Annotated in this window: 14 protein-coding genes, 1 tRNA gene and 1 pseudogene; 13 read left to right on the forward strand and 3 right to left on the reverse strand. The window is 62.9% G+C overall.

What is annotated here, in order from left to right; all coding sequences use genetic code 11:
• The 12 genes and pseudogenes from GKC28_RS26240 to GKC28_RS24985 form a co-directional block, all read left to right on the forward strand.
• Positions 1-217, forward strand: a pseudogene (locus GKC28_RS26240) (hypothetical protein); the annotation flags it as partial.
• Positions 218-277: 60 nt separating this feature from the next.
• Positions 278-655: a hypothetical protein gene (locus GKC28_RS24935; RefSeq protein ID WP_174149650.1), complete on the forward strand. Its 378-nt coding sequence runs from the start codon at positions 278-280 to the stop codon at positions 653-655.
• The gene (locus GKC28_RS24940; RefSeq protein ID WP_174149651.1) at positions 655-1,425 is read left to right on the forward strand and encodes a hypothetical protein; all 771 of its coding nucleotides are present in this window, start codon (positions 655-657) and stop codon (positions 1,423-1,425) included. The genes GKC28_RS24935 and GKC28_RS24940 overlap by 1 nt, the downstream gene beginning before the upstream one ends.
• 127 nt (positions 1,426-1,552) lie before the next feature.
• Positions 1,553-2,035, forward strand: a complete 483-nt coding sequence (locus GKC28_RS24945) for a GNAT family N-acetyltransferase (protein WP_174149652.1) — start codon at positions 1,553-1,555, stop codon at positions 2,033-2,035.
• 35 nt (positions 2,036-2,070) lie between these two features.
• Positions 2,071-2,147, forward strand: a tRNA-Arg gene (locus GKC28_RS24950).
• Positions 2,148-2,508: 361 nt separating this feature from the next.
• Positions 2,509-3,714 (forward strand): winged helix-turn-helix domain-containing protein, encoded by a 1,206-nt coding sequence (locus GKC28_RS24955; protein ID WP_174149653.1) that lies wholly within the window; start codon positions 2,509-2,511, stop codon positions 3,712-3,714.
• A gap of 109 nt (positions 3,715-3,823) precedes the next feature.
• Complete coding sequence (locus GKC28_RS24960) at positions 3,824-4,573, forward strand: TetR/AcrR family transcriptional regulator (protein WP_174149654.1); 750 nt, start codon at positions 3,824-3,826, stop codon at positions 4,571-4,573.
• A 130-nt stretch (positions 4,574-4,703) separates the two neighbouring features.
• Positions 4,704-5,594, forward strand: coding sequence for an NAD(P)-dependent oxidoreductase (locus GKC28_RS24965; RefSeq protein WP_174149655.1), 891 nt, complete (start codon positions 4,704-4,706; stop codon positions 5,592-5,594).
• A gap of 62 nt (positions 5,595-5,656) precedes the next feature.
• Positions 5,657-6,406: an arylmalonate decarboxylase gene (locus GKC28_RS24970; protein WP_174149656.1), complete on the forward strand. Its 750-nt coding sequence runs from the start codon at positions 5,657-5,659 to the stop codon at positions 6,404-6,406.
• A gap of 131 nt (positions 6,407-6,537) precedes the next feature.
• On the forward strand, positions 6,538-10,479 hold the full coding sequence (locus GKC28_RS24975; RefSeq protein WP_217434218.1) for an amino acid adenylation domain-containing protein: 3,942 nt from the start codon (positions 6,538-6,540) through the stop codon (positions 10,477-10,479).
• A gap of 4 nt (positions 10,480-10,483) precedes the next feature.
• Entirely contained in the window at positions 10,484-10,717 is a 234-nt protein-coding gene (locus GKC28_RS24980) for a tautomerase family protein (protein WP_174149657.1), read from the forward strand.
• 33 nt (positions 10,718-10,750) lie between these two features.
• Positions 10,751-11,989 carry a CynX/NimT family MFS transporter gene (locus GKC28_RS24985; protein ID WP_174149658.1) on the forward strand — a complete coding sequence of 413 codons (1,239 nt, stop codon included), beginning with the start codon at positions 10,751-10,753 and terminating at the stop codon, positions 11,987-11,989.
• 279 nt (positions 11,990-12,268) lie between these two features.
• On the opposite strand, the gene GKC28_RS24990 is transcribed toward GKC28_RS24985, so the two are convergent.
• The 3 genes from GKC28_RS24990 to GKC28_RS24995 are packed head-to-tail and all read right to left on the reverse strand — an operon-like array spanning position 12,269 to position 13,475.
• Complete coding sequence (locus GKC28_RS24990; protein WP_174149659.1) at positions 12,269-12,571, reverse strand: hypothetical protein; 303 nt, start codon at positions 12,569-12,571, stop codon at positions 12,269-12,271.
• Positions 12,572-12,602: 31 nt separating this feature from the next.
• Positions 12,603-12,872, reverse strand: a complete 270-nt coding sequence (locus GKC28_RS26615) for a hypothetical protein (protein WP_254604393.1) — start codon at positions 12,870-12,872, stop codon at positions 12,603-12,605.
• Between the two features lie 18 nt (positions 12,873-12,890).
• Positions 12,891-13,475, reverse strand: coding sequence for an AAA family ATPase (locus GKC28_RS24995; protein WP_254604394.1), 585 nt, complete (start codon positions 13,473-13,475; stop codon positions 12,891-12,893).
• Between GKC28_RS24995 and GKC28_RS26620 the strand changes: the two genes are divergently transcribed.
• Positions 13,468-14,071, forward strand: a 604-nt coding sequence (locus GKC28_RS26620; RefSeq protein ID WP_368041168.1) for an ATP-binding protein, incomplete at its 3' end; no start/stop codon positions are given. The two genes, GKC28_RS24995 and GKC28_RS26620, sit on opposite strands and share 8 nt — an antisense overlap.

The raw sequence follows: 14,071 nt of genomic DNA on the forward strand, positions 1-14,071 counted from the left end.
CAGCTGCGGGCAGAGGTGCTGGACATCGGCGGGCCAGCTGCGGGCAGAGGTGCTGGACATCGGCGGGCTGCGCGACAGCAGCCCGCAGCCTGACCCTCAGCCGCAACTGCAGACCGCAGCTGACGATGCCAGCAGCGGCCCCCGGGTGACGCCGCGCCGGGTGTCGGCCCCGTCCCGGCGCAGCCAGCGCCCTGAAGCCCCTTCTGACGGAGACTGAGCCCGCCATGCTGCCAGCGCACGCGCCTTGTAAACGTCCGGCCCGCCGCGGGGGCTGCCCATGACCCTGGCCCGCCAGCTCGACGCCTTGCGCCACTTTGAACCCGGCTGCCGCCTGGCCGCTTTCGGCGATCTCGGCGCCAGCATCGTGCTGCGCAGCAGCAGCGGCAGCGGCCATCCGCAGGAATACCTCGACGATCTCTGCCAGCAGGCCCGCCGCGGCTTCCTGGCGCTGGATGCGGCGGTTAAGGCCGGCGGCGTGGCAGCTGTGCCCGCGGATGACGTGCTGCTGCTCGCCCCGGGCGAAGTGCGGCTGTTCCTGCGCGCCGGTGACGGCTCCGGCGATGCGGTGCTCTGTGTCTGTGACGATGCCGATGCCGCTGCCCGGCTGGCCGCTCCGGCCCGGCAGCTGCTGGCCCATCAGGATGGGGGAGCGTGATGGCAAAATCCGCGCAGCAGACCCCGCAGGCTGGCACCGGTGCCGCTTCTTCCCTGCACCAGGCGCTGATCCGGCTGGCACAGCCCTCCCGCGCCGCGCCTTCCGGCACGGACGACAGCCTGAGCGCCGCAGTGCTGCGCGAAATCCGCGAAACAGTGCTGCCGCGCGAGATTACCCTGTGCATCAGCGGCCGCGCCGCCGCCACCCTCACCGTGGCGCAGCGCCGGATTGCGGGCCTGAGCCTCCGGGACAGCGCGGATCCCTCCTCCGCCGCTGAAAACCCGGAGACCGCAGCCCAGCTCTTTGCCGCCCGTCTGCAGCAGTTGCAGGCGGGCAGCAGGGGCCAGGACTTCAGCTTCCGCCGGCGCCCCAGCGCCGCACCGCAGGGCGCGGGCACCTGCTCCGCCGGGACCCTTGCCGCCGCCCTGGCGGCAGCAAGCGGCAGCGGCCGTCTGGACCATTTCCGCGCCCAGGCCCAGCCGCAGGCCGCGGCCTGGCTGCACTGCCCGCAAGACAGCGGCCAGATGCGAGGCGACGGACCGGAAGCGCTGCTCATCCGTCTGGACGCAGTGCGCCAGACGCTTGCCTCCAGGGCAGCCCGCCCTGCCTCGGCCCGGATGCCGGTGCCGAAACCGGACTGCCTGCTGCTGCCTGTCACGCCGCAGCTGCACATCCTTGCAGCCTCCGACGAAGGCGCCCTGCTGCTTCTGGCCCTGCCGCCGGAGGCCGCCCGCGCCCAGGCCGCCGCTTGGCAAAGCCTATACGGCTGACATCCCCGGTGCTGCTCAAAAAACAGGCAGAACCCGCGCCGCAGGCGGCGGCACAACGCCTGCGTGATTGCCATCCGCCGCGGGCCGGGCAATACCTTGAGGCAACCAGCCCGAACGGACTCTGACAATGACCGCCATAGCTTTTGACATCTCCGCCGCCCGCCCCTCTGATCCCGAGGCCACCGCTCTGATCCGTCGACACCTGGCGCAGATGGCGGCGCAATCGCCCGAGGAAAGCTGCCACGCCATGGACATCAGCGGGCTGGAGGGACCGGAGGTGCAGTTCTTCCTGCTGCGCCGGAACGGGCAGGCGCTTGCCATGGGCGCGCTCAAGGATCTGGGCGATGGCGCCCGCGAGCTGAAGTCGATGCACACCCTGGCCGCAGCCCGCGGCAGCGGCGCAGGCCGCGCCATGCTCGGTTTCCTGCTGGATCTCGCCCGCCGCGATCAGGCCGCCGCGATCTACCTTGAAACCGGCTCCACCGAGGATTTCATGCCCTCACGCCGGCTCTACGAATCCTTCGGCTTCGTTCCCTGCCCGCCGTTTGCGGATTACGCCGAGGACCCCTGGTCGGTCTTTATGCGCCTGGACTTGCGCGCCGCGGCTTGACCCCCGGCCGCAGCCTGTCATAACTGGCGCCCAGCGGTCCCTTAGCTCAACTGGATAGAGCAGCTGACTTCTAATCAGCAGGTTGAGGGTTCGAGTCCTTCAGGGATCGCCATTTTTTCTATTAAAATGCCAATTAGGCATAACCTTGCACACTTTGGGGGTTTTGATGCACCCCCTGTGTCAAGTGGAAAGTGCCAAGTGAAGTTGAGAGTAGTAAAGGCTCAGATAGAAAACGCTTTCGCTCCTCTACCGGCCCCGGGGGACCAGCAGGCAAATGTCAGCTCATGAGCGTGTTCAGGACGGGTGCAACCTCCTTTAGGAGGTAGATCGGTCCGATAGCCACACCATTCAGCCGGAAAGCTTCAATCCCGTGAGCTGCAAAAGCCGCCAGAATCGTATTCCGGTGAAGCCCGGGCCAAAAATGGGGTGAGCTCCAGCCGGTCATGCACTAACAATCAAACCGGACCACTCAGGTGGGGCTGATCATCCATCTGCGCCCGCAATCCACACAAGTTCTCAGCCTGCTGGCTGCCAGCATCGGCCAGACCGTCAGCAAGAGCGAGCTTTTTGCTGAGGTGTGGCCAGATATCAATGTCACTGATGACAGCCTGTGCCAGTGCATTGCGGACATCCGCCGTTCGCTAGGTGACGAACAGCGGACCATCCTGCGCACTGTGCCGAAACGCGGCTATGTGCTCACGGCACCCGTCGGTTGCGCTTTGACGCAGTTGAATGATCCGGCCGCAGCAGGCAACAACACTGTACTTACACTCGAGGCTGCAGACGGCGTGCTGACACCGGATATTCTTGGCTCGCTGGGCCCCGGAACTGTCTGTGGGCTGGCGTTTCATCAGAGGGCCAGCCGGCGCCAGCTGTTGGTAGCTGAGCTTTCCGGAACCGGGGCCGCTATCAGGTTGGGGCTGGAACTGACGGAAAAAATGCGCCGCCACGGCAGACGTGCTGAGGGCCGCATCGCGCTCGACTTCGCCAATGCAGCTGCGTCTGGCGCCCAGGAAGAGCCCTGTCTGCTGGCGGAACACCACGCTAGTCGGCTCGTCACCCTGACGCCGCCCGGAGAGGTTCTGGCAACGGCCGGCATTAGGGACGCCGTCCGAGACGGTGTCGGCTATAACTTCGAGGACTTGGGTGAGCGGTGCATTGAGGGGGAAATGGTGCATGTTTTCCAGGTTATGCCCGTCACATCAGAGGCTGGGGGCTTCCGCGGCGAGGGTGAGGACCGCCTGACAACGGTTGCAGTGATCCCTTTCCAGGCGCTGCCGGCGGACCAAAAGGGCATTCTGGGAGAAATTCTGGCTGACGATATCATCTCGATCCTGTCCCAGTCGCAGGAGATCAACGTGATTTCCCGACTGGCCGCCACCGCGCATTACAAGCGGGATCCAAGCCCTGCGGTTATCCAGGATCGCCTTGCAGCCGCTTCCATCCTCTCCGGGCGCTACACTCAATCCGGCGGGCGGCTAGTTCTGAGGGTGGAGCTTGCGGACGCACGATCTCAAATGGTGCCGTGGGCGGACCGGATCGAGTCCGAGTGCGGATTGGTTCTGAAAGATTTGACAATTGCATGCCGAATTGCGTCAGGTCTGCGCACGGCGCTGGGTCTGATCGAACCCCGGCAGGTAAAGTTCTATCCGGCCGCCTCGCTTGGCAACTGCATGTAACGGCCTCTGCGGTTGCCGCCCGCGATACCAGAGCCAGAATCGCTCCGGCCAGCGAGCGGGGTGCGTATTCCGGAGGAGCGCCCCCACGGCATGTCCGTCCCGATTTAGCGTGTCTGCCATCCGTTCGTTTTATGTGCCCACCTGCGATCCGGCTGGCAACCTGATCACGGGTTCTGGTGCCGCTTTCCCGCTATGCTCAATCAATTGCACAATAAAGTTGCATAGACTCTTCTTCTGTCATAGTTTTGAAACACTCGGTTCAGAATGGTTGAGCGCTATGAGGCCAAGAGAATTTGATGAAAGTGCGGCTGTCGATGCGGTCATGCGCACATTCTGGCGCAAGGGCTATGCCGCAACTTCAATGAATGACCTGGTGGATGCAACCGGCCTGTCCCGCAGTACCATTTACAACTCCTTTGGCGGCAAAAAAAAGCTTTTTGAGCTGGCTCTTAAAGAGTACCGGCGCGTGACCACTGAAAATGTCGCGATGATCTCCCGGCCTGGTGACGTGAGGGCCAGCCTCCGGGAACTGCTCCTATCTATCGTTGCCGACGAATTAAGTGACCGTGAGGGCTTTGGTTGTTTCGCTGCAAACAGCAGTCTCGAGGTTTCCGGCCGGGATCCGGAGCTCAGCGCCCTGGTGGCGCAACATTTTGATCGGTTGGAGGTCGGCCTGCTACGGCTCCTGAAGCGTGGCCAGAGAGCCGGAGAAATTCCGGCTAATCAGGACTGTCAAATGCTGGCAAAGTATTTTGTTGCCGTAATTCAAGGAATTAGAGTCGTCAGCAAAGGCCTTCCGGAGACCTCCCGCCAGTCTCATTTGCGAAGCATCGTCGACGCGGCCATCAAAACGTTGTAACTGCGCCATGGAGCTCATCTTTTGGTTGTTGACTGTAATGGAATGATTGTTCCATAACAGCGTCAGATACCGGCCTGCCAAAAGCGGACTGCACGCTGCGGCGGCCGATCCCTACACACAGAGGTTAAGCATGCCGAACGAAGCAAAATCGCCAACCCGCCGCCCGCCGCGCGTGGCGGTTCTGGGAGCCGGGCTGATGGGGGCGCCAATGGCCCGCAACATCGCAGAGGCTGGCTGCCGTGTTACTGTCTGGAACCGCACGCCTAGCAAGGCGCTGCCCTTGGCAGTGCATAATATTGCCCCCGCGGTGGATGCCGCCGAGGCCGTCCTCGGCGCTGAGGTCGTTGTGACCATGCTGAAAGACGCCGGTGCCATCACAGAGGTTATGTCCGCGCTGCCGGATGCGGAAAGCGCGCCGGAGCCCCCTGTATGCTGGCTGCAGATGAGCACAGTCGGCCCTGCGGATCTGCCCGGGCTACAGGCTTTAGCAGACCGCAAGGGACTTGCCCTGATTGACGCGCCGGTGCTCGGCACTCGCCAGCCGGCCGAAGCCGGGCAGTTGCTTGTGCTGGCAGCAGGGCCGGAAGAATCACGGGACGCCGCGCGGCCGGTATTGGAAGCCGTCGGCAAGGCCACCCGCTGGCTGGACACGGCACCGGGCATGGCGACCCGGCTGAAACTGGCGCTGAACAGCTGGGTTTTCGCGCTTACCCATGGAGCGGCAGAGAGCCTGGCCCTGGCGCGCGGCCTGGGGCTGGATCCGGAATTGGTGGCGGACACGCTACGCGGAGGACCGCTGGACACTCCTTTCTTTCAAATTAAAGCCCAGGCCATGGCGTCGGGTGATTTCACTCCGGCATTCACCATCGACAATGCCGTCAAAGACAGCGCTCTGATCCTTGATGCCGCTCTGGAGGCGGGCGTTGGGGCCGATCTTGCCGAGGCAGGGCTGAACCGCTTCAGGCGCGTGCAGGCGCAAGGCCAGGGCGCTGCAGACATGGCGGCCTCAATCCTCGCTTAACCCTTTCCGCTGCGGCCAGCCAAGGCCGTGCTAAAAATGCATTATGAATACAGGATCTTACGATGAGCAATTTTCTGGGCAAGCGGCTGCGCATTGGCGTTGCCATTCCATCGACCAATACTTCTGCGCAGCCTGAGATGGAGGACATGCGCCCCATTGGCGTTACCAATCATATCGGCAGGATGATCATTGACGACGATTCCCTGACCCATGCGGATGGCTTCAACCGGGTGATAGAGAATATCCGCCGTTCCACCCCGGACGCCATCCGCAGCTTGCGCCACTGCGGCACCAGCGCAATCATTGCGGCGGTGTCGCCAGACGGCTACTGGGAGGGGCACGCCGCACATGAAACCCTGCACGGCCAGCTTACGGAGGCAGCAGGTGGTGCCAAGATCATCATGAGCGCCGATGCCATTATGGCGGCACTCAAAGCGCTTGGCGGCATCCGGCGCATCGGCCTCATATCGCCATATCTCGAGCTTGGCGATGAACCTGTTTCACGCTTTTTCACCGATAGCGGCATCGAGGTGGCGGCGACCCACGGGCTGGGCGGCCGCACGCCGTCGAATATTTCGGACGTCACACCCGCCGACTTGCGCGACGCGGTCCTGGAGGTCGACGGGCCGGATGTGGAAGCCATTGTGCAAGTTGGGACCAATGTGCCGATGGCGGCATTTGCCCAATCTGCCGAAACCTGGGTCGGCAAGCCGGTGCTGTCAAACAATGCGGTGCTTTACTGGCATGCGCTGCGCAGCTGTGGCGTGACCGACCCGATCCCCGGCCGGGGAATTCTGTACGAAAGCCACTGACACGGGCCCGCAGTGGCCCTCGCCGCTGCTTAGCCGCAAGGAATAGTAGCCAGTCCGCTGCAGGCTAACCGCCTGTGGCAAAAATCAATTAATTTTGTAACGTTCATTCCAATACGCCACAGGACAAACTCATGAGTACGCCTGCTTCTCTCCTTTCCCATACGGTTCCGCCCCGCCCGCAGCAAACAGATGTTATGCGGGCGCTGCTGCGTGCCGCATCGGCGCGCACTTCACTGGTGGACATGCTGCTGCTCCAAGTGCGCTGCCGCAGTGACGAAATCGCCGTCAGCGACGACACCAGCGCATTGCGCTACAGCGATCTGGCGGAATACGCTGCCCGCCTGGCCTCACGGCTGAAACGCGCGGGCGTCGGCCCAGGAACCCGGGTGGGCCTGTTCGCTGAATCCTCTGTCGAGATGATGGCAGGCCTCTGGGGCATTCTGTTCTCCGGCGGTGCCTATCTGCCTTTGGGCACTGATTACCCGGTTGACCGGCTCACCTATATGATCCGCGACGCAGGCGTCGAGGTGGTCGTTACCCAGGACAAGTTGCGCGGGCGTCTGGCTGAGATGATCCTGCCGGGGGTGACAGTGATCACCTTGGACGCGCTGGATACGGTGCCCGACGGCGATGACTGCGAGTGCCTCGGCGGCCCTGCTTTGCTGGACGACGATCTGGCCTATATGATTTACACCTCTGGCACCACCGGCGTCCCGAAAGGGGTGGGTATTTCCCATGCCGCGATCCTCAATCAGCTGACCTGGCTTCAAACCGACCAGAGGCTGCGGGTTGGCGAAGTCATTCTGCAGAAAACCCCGGTCAGCTTCGACGCCGCCCAATGGGAATTGCTGGCGGTGTGCTGCGGCGTTCAGGTGGTGATGGGCCGTCCGGGCGTTTACCGCGATCCGGAGGCGTTGGTCAGCCAGATCAAACAGCATGGCGTCACCATGCTGCAGGGTGTCCCCACATTGCTGCAGGCGCTGATTGATCTGCCGCAGTTCGAAGACTGCACCACGCTCACCAGCCTGTTCAGCGGCGGCGAGGCCCTGACCCGCAAGCTGGCCGCGCGGATTTTCGAGGCCCGGCCCGGCTGCCGCCTTGTGAACCTTTACGGCCCAACCGAATGCACCATCAATGCCACCGCGCATACCGTGGACCCGGCAGCGCTTGCCAGCGGGCCGGAGATGATCCCGATCGGCCTGCCCGCAGCCAATACAAGCTGCTGGGTTCTGGACGAAAACCTGCAGCCGGTTGCCGACGGCACCGCAGGTGAACTCTATATCGGCGGCCGCCAGCTGGCCAATGGCTACCACAACCGCGACGAGCTGACCGCGGACCGCTTTATCACCTGGATCAGCCCGGCTGGCGGCATGCCGCTGCGGCTGTACAAGACCGGCGACTTGGTGCGCCGCAACCCTGACGGCACTCTGCAATTCCAGGGACGTGCCGACAATCAGGTCAAATTCCGCGGCTACCGGATCGAACTGGATGAGATCCGCCTTGCCATCGAGAACCACGACTGGGTCAAATCTGCCGGCGTGTTCGTGAAACCGCATGCCCGCACCGGCCAGCCGGTGCTTGCGGCGGGCATCGAATTGAACCCGCGCGAAGCACCGCTGATGGACCAGGGCAATGCCGGCGCCCATCACCACAGCAAGAAGAGCCGCTTGCAGGTGCGGGCCCAGCTCTCTGGCGGCGGCCAGCGCAGCCCGGATCAACTGGACGGGCGCACTGCCATTTCGCTGCCGGGGGCCGCGGCCACCGCACAACAGCGCACGCTGGCCTTCGCGCGCAAGACCTACCGCTTCTACGAGGGCGGCCAGGTCTCGCTGGAGGACCTGCTCTCGGTGCTGGCGCTGCCGGAACAGCCTGCCTCGGGCGCCGGGGGGCTTGAGGCGCTGACCGCACAACAACTCGGGCATCTGCTGCGCTGGCTGGGCCAGTTCACCAGCGGGGAGCGGCTGCTGCCCAAACATGCCTATGCATCTCCGGGCGCGCTCTATGCAACGCAGGTCTATGTGGAGCTGGCCAATGTGGCCGGGTTCGAGCCCGGCTACTACTATTACCACCCGGCCCGCCACGAGCTGGTTCTGACTGCGCCGCGGGCGGCCTCAGCCAAACCGGTGATGCAGCTGCATTTCGCCGGCAAGATTCCCGCCATCGAACCGGTCTACAAGAACAACATCCGCGAAGTGCTGGAGTTTGAGACCGGCCACATTCTGGGCCTTATGGATTATGTCCTGCCGGCCCATGGCCTCGGCATCGGTGCGGGCACCGCCGCGCCGGATGCGCTGGCGCATCTGGAGTGCGGGCCCGGTCATGTCTACATCGCAGGCTTTGCGGTCACCGCACACGCAGACCGCCAGACCGAGCTGCCGGTGGACTTCTTTGTGCAGGCCCACGGCAACAAAGTTACCGGGCTGGAGCCGGGGCATTATGTCTACCGGGACGGCGGCCTGCAGCCGTTTTCGCGGCACATCCTGGAACAGCGCCACGTCATCGCGATCAACCAGCGCGTCTATCAGCGCGCAAGCGGCATGATTTCCATCGTCAGCCGGAATGCGGACCGCTGGCACGCCTATATCGACCTGGGCCGCAGCTTGCAGCGCCTGCAGCAGAACAGCCGTCAGATCGGCACCATGTCCTCCGGCTACAGCTCCAAATCCGGGAATGACCTCGCCGCGGCCACCCGGCTCAAGGATATCCTGTCCGACCAGGGATTCGCCGCCGGAGCCTGCTACAGCGCGGTTTTCGGCAAGGTCAGCACCGCGCAGATGGCCCATGAGGGCATGCATGAGGACAGCGTCCACATGGAAGGCCCGGCCGAGCTGATCCGCCGGGACCTGCAGGCCGCGCTGCCGGACTACATGGTTCCCAGCAAACTGGCGCTGGTACCCGCGATGCCCTACAGCGCCTCGGGCAAGGTGGATGTGAACGCCCTGAAAGCGTTCCCTGAATTCAGCGACTCCGCTGCTGAACGTGAAATCATCGCACCGCGCAACAGCACCGAATCCCGCCTTGCGGATATCTGGCGCAGCCAGATGGAGACAGAGACCGTCTCTGTCGAGGATGATTTCTTTGAGATCGGCGGCGACTCCCTGAAGGCGGTGAAGCTGGTGCAGTCAATCAACCGGGCGTTTGATGCCAGCCTGCCGGTACAGGTGCTGTTCGAAGACACCACGATTGCGGATATGGCACGCCGCCTGGACTGCAACGGCACCGCTGCCAGCCTGTCGCGCGCGGTCACGCTGAAGAAGGGCACCGGCCGCGCGGTGTTCTGCTGGCCCGGACTGGGCGGTTACCCGATGAACCTGCGCCACCTGGCGCTGGAGCTCAACACACCCCGGCCGGTCATCGGCGTGCAGGCTTCCGGCGTGAACCCGGGCGAGACGGTCTGCGGATCAATCCGGGACATGGCCGCCCGGGATGCCGAACTGATCCGGCAGGCACAACCGGAAGGCCCTTACACGCTTTGGGGTTATTCTTTCGGAGCCCGGGTGGCCTATGAGACCGCCTACCAGCTGGAACAGGCCGGCCAGCAGGTGGCGGAGCTGACCCTGATTGCCCCGGGGTCTCCGGAGCTGCCCGGCGGTGACCCGGTGCGCGCAGATGAGGCCAGCCTGTTCCGCGATGCCTCCTTCCTGACCATTCTGTATTCGGTCTTTGCCCAGACCATCGCGCCAGAGCGGGTGGCCCCGGTGATCGAAACGGTTTCGGGCCTGGAAGAGTTCGTCGCATATGTCAGCGCCGAAAAACCCGACCTCGACCGCGGCATGATCGAGCGCATCACGCGGCTGGTGGCCCGGACCTATGCCCCCGAATACGGGCTGCAGATGACGCAGCGCCAGGTTTCCGCCCCGGTCCGCCTGTTCAAAGCGAAAGGCGACAACCGCTCCTTCCTGGAAGAGGCCACCCTTAATCTGGCCGCTGCAGCGCCGGTCCATGCGCTGGCCGCGGACCACTATGAGCTGCTGAAGCCCGGCGGGGTCAGCGAGCTTGCCAATGCGATCCGCAACCACGTCCCGGCCTGGCAGGCCGGGCGCTCTGAAACCAGCAATCCCCAGGACCTTTGATCCCATGCCGCATGTCATCATCAAACACTTCGACGCCACCCTGACCGGCGGGCAGCAGCGCGCCCTTTCAGACGCCGTCACCCAGGCAGTGACCCAGGCCTTCGGCTGCTCGGAACACGCGGTCTCCATCGCCTTGCGCCCCGTACGTCCGGACGATTGGGCCAGCTCCGTCTATGCCCCGGACATCGAAGGCCGCCCCCAGGAATTGATCAGATCGCCGGATTATTCGGCGATCTGACCCACCGCACTCTATTCATTGAAAGGACACACCATGAATGACCGCATATCCAAAGCGTCCCCGGCGCTGCTGCTGATCGCGATCTTCCTGATCTCGATAAACCTGCGCCCTGCCGTTGCCGCCATCGGCCCGCTGGTGTCGCAAATCCTTGGCGACACCGGCGTCAACTCCACCATCATCGGTTTCCTGACCATGATCCCGGTGTTCCTGATGGGCATCGGCGCCATCTATGTGCGCCAGCTGCGCGCCGCCCTGGGCGAACGCGGCGGCATCACCCTGGGGGCGCTGATCATTGCGCTGTCCTGTGCCGCGCGCATGTGGTTTTCCACCGGCGCCGGCCTGCTGGTCACCGCCGCCGGCGCCGGGATCGGCATTGCCATGGTGCAATCGCTGATGCCTGGTTTTGCCAAGCGCAACTTCGGGGCTGCAACCGGCCGGGTGATCGGCCTCTATTCCACCGGTATCGTGGCCGGGGCCTCAATCGCGGCGGGCACCGCTGCCGGGCTGGCGTCCTCCCTGGAATGGACCGGCACGCTGGCCGCCTGGAGCCTGCCAGCGGTTCTGGCTATCTTGATCTGGGCGCTTGCCGCCCGCAACGCGGACAGCGAACGCGCCGCTCCAGCTCCTGCCGCAGGCACAACGCCGCCGCAATTCTGGCGCAGCGGCCGCTGCTGGTCCCTGATGCTGTTCTTCGGCGTCGGCACCGGGGCCTTCATGCTGGTCATGGCCTGGATTCCGCCGTTTTACCTGGCGCAAGGCCTGGATCAGAGTGCCGCAGGCCTGCTGCTGTCGGCGCTGACCGTGATCGAAGCTGCGACGGCCCTGGGCGTGGCGGCCTTCATCCATAATTTCCCCGACCGCCGCGGTCCGCTGGTTTTTGCGCTGATCGTTACCGCTTTGGGCTTTGGCGTTCTGTATTCCTCCCCGGTCGAGCTGTCTTTCCTGGCAATGGCCCTGCTGGGCGTTGGCATCGGCATCCTGTTCCCGCTTTCGATTATCGTGGCCATCGACCATGTTGACGATCCCACCACTGCAGGCAACTTTACCTCCTTCGTGCAGGGCGGCGGCTATATTCTGGCCAGCCTGGTACCGCTGTTTGCCGGTGCGGTTCGCGACGCGATGTCCGACCTCAGCCAGGTCTGGCTGGTCATGGCCGCAGGCTCGCTCCTGATGATCTTCTTTGCGGCCCGCTACTCCCCCGCCAGCTACAAACGCTTTTCCACCATGCTGCGCAGTGTGTCCCTGGACCGCGGGCTGCGCACGGCCGGCTGATATTAGTTCCTCCCCAAGCAGGTTATTTCCTGCCGCGCTATCCCCGTTGCAAAACGGGGATCGTACATTTTGGCAATACTGGTTCAGAAAGTATCGCTGCGAAGCTTGACCACTCTGGTGCCGGTTCATGGTTTTCTAGACGCTTGGACGCGACAGCGAAAAGACTTCAGCCAGACCGCTGATGGAATATTAGCCGGTGAGTGTATAGGGCACAGTTCTATTGCTTCTCATTTAAGAAATTGGGCTGCAAACACCTTGGCGAGGGCGCAACGTAACCAGTTATCGGCAGTATCGGCCAAGCCTCTGATTATCCGCCTTGTCGTACGACGTGCCGTCGTTTGAAACCTGGGAACCGACTTTTGCGCCGATAGCAGCGAAAACCGGCTGCGAGTCCGAACCTACAAAGACTGCAGAATGTACCTGCGGCGGCAATGCAATAGTAGCGCTGCCTCGTTCGGCCAGACTTAAGGCGACAACCAGGCGTGCCTTGTAGGATTTTCCAAATTTCGCGGCCTGCGAATTGAGCGCTTCGACCCAAACGAACGAACCTGAGACTTCTTCAACGTTCTTTTTCCGCACCATGCCAAAGTTTCACCGGTCAATGCCAGACAGGTCAACGTTCCAGGTCTTCAGCACGCTGGAGCAGCCGGGATGCAATCCGGAGGTCGATGCGCATCCCATATTGGCAAGTACGGTCAACAGCTTCGGTAACAGCTTGGACCGCGATGGACGAAAGATGCCGTTTAGCGCCTTCCCGCCGCACAAAATCACTCAGTTCCATGGCTGTAAGTTCGCGCAACCGGACAGGCGGGCACCTGCTGAGAAGCGGTTCAGGCAGCAGGCGGTAATTGTTGGACGTCAGCACCCAGCCCACCCAGCTCATGTCGAACTTCACCTGATACTAAGGGCAATTCCAGCGTTTGGCAGTCATGGGTTCGAGCAACGGCAAGAGCGCCTCAGCCAGACCAAAAGTATGGCCCTTATTGGACGTAGCCTTCCTGGCCTTTTCCACTTCATCCACGACAAGGATCGGGTTTGCTACGCCTGCCTGCAGAATGGTTTCCAGCACGCGCCCCGGATACGCACTGCCCCAGCCACGCTGCGACCCGACAACACCGAACGACGCGTTCTCGCTGGTAGCTTCAACAACGGCCGTTGGGACTGTGAGCAACTGCCCGAGGCGCCGCGCCCAGTGGCTCTTACCGATACCGGGCGGCCCATCCAGAAGCATGGGGGGCAGCCGCAGGCCCGGCCACCCTTCGCGTACGGACCGGCGCATCGTATGCCACACTGTTTCCGTCGCCGAAGCCATCCAGGGCATTTTCCCGTGCAGTTCAGCCACTAGTTCATTAGCCTGGTGTTCGGTAGCGATCCCAATCAGCCTGACGCCATCCCGCAGAACAGCGAGCCGCTCCCGGTGCTCAAGAAGAAGATCAACACGGCGTTTGATCCGTGCTCTGTCCTGTTCACTGGGGCTGGTGACCAATTATTTCATCAAGGCCAGCAATGGCGGCCATTTTGAAGCCCGTGGCCTCGTCGTTACGGGCGAGTCCAGGGTGGGGAAGACCTCGGAAACGATCAAGCTCATTAAAGAATTCAACGACAGTCAAACCCTCATGCCCAACGGAAGGCCAGGAGAAATACTCTATTGCAAACTCGATGGTTCGGTCAGCTGGAAGGACCTTGGGCAAAAGACGCTCGAAAAGCTCGGGTACAGCGCCTCTCCCAGGCAGACGCAAAGCGAAGTCTGGCGCCTCGTGCGCCATCACAGTCGCGAGCTCGGCGTGATCKGTTTTTACTACGACGAGTGCCAACACGTCTTCACGCCTGGTTCCAAGTCGAACCGCATTTTCTTGGATAGCTTCAAGGTAAGGCTCCGGCGGCGGCCGCCTGATCCCGGGATCGATCCGATGGTAAGTCCGGCCTTATGTCCGACTTCAATAACCGCCCTCAAATCGAAGTTCTTTCCGCTGCCGATGGTGATCGCCGCCGGTATTGGTCAGATGATGATAAACTGCGCATCGTGGAGGAGAGCTTTATCGGCCACCGACAAGCGGCTGCCACAGCGCGGCGGCATGGCAT

Origin of the sequence: Leisingera sp. ANG59 (assembly GCF_013317235.1) — a bacterium.
Lineage (GTDB): Bacteria > Pseudomonadota > Alphaproteobacteria > Rhodobacterales > Rhodobacteraceae > Leisingera.

Bases quoted from the DNA above. Each gene is read 5' to 3' on its own strand.
- GKC28_RS24940 (WP_174149651.1), top strand. From the start codon at position 655: ATGGCAAAATCCGCGCAGCAGACCCCGCAGGCTGGCACCGGTGCCGCT.
- GKC28_RS24985 (WP_174149658.1), top strand. From the start codon at position 10,751: ATGAATGACCGCATATCCAAAGCGTCCCCGGCGCTGCTGCTGATCGCG.
- GKC28_RS24945 (WP_174149652.1), top strand. From the start codon at position 1,553: ATGACCGCCATAGCTTTTGACATCTCCGCCGCCCGCCCCTCTGATCCC.
- GKC28_RS24975 (WP_217434218.1), top strand. From the start codon at position 6,538: ATGAGTACGCCTGCTTCTCTCCTTTCCCATACGGTTCCGCCCCGCCCG.
- GKC28_RS24980 (WP_174149657.1), top strand. From the start codon at position 10,484: ATGCCGCATGTCATCATCAAACACTTCGACGCCACCCTGACCGGCGGG.
- GKC28_RS24935 (WP_174149650.1), top strand. From the start codon at position 278: ATGACCCTGGCCCGCCAGCTCGACGCCTTGCGCCACTTTGAACCCGGC.
- GKC28_RS24965 (WP_174149655.1), top strand. From the start codon at position 4,704: ATGCCGAACGAAGCAAAATCGCCAACCCGCCGCCCGCCGCGCGTGGCG.
- GKC28_RS26615 (WP_254604393.1), bottom strand. From the start codon at position 12,872: ATGAGCTGGGTGGGCTGGGTGCTGACGTCCAACAATTACCGCCTGCTG.
- GKC28_RS24970 (WP_174149656.1), top strand. From the start codon at position 5,657: ATGAGCAATTTTCTGGGCAAGCGGCTGCGCATTGGCGTTGCCATTCCA.
- GKC28_RS24990 (WP_174149659.1), bottom strand. From the start codon at position 12,571: ATGGTGCGGAAAAAGAACGTTGAAGAAGTCTCAGGTTCGTTCGTTTGG.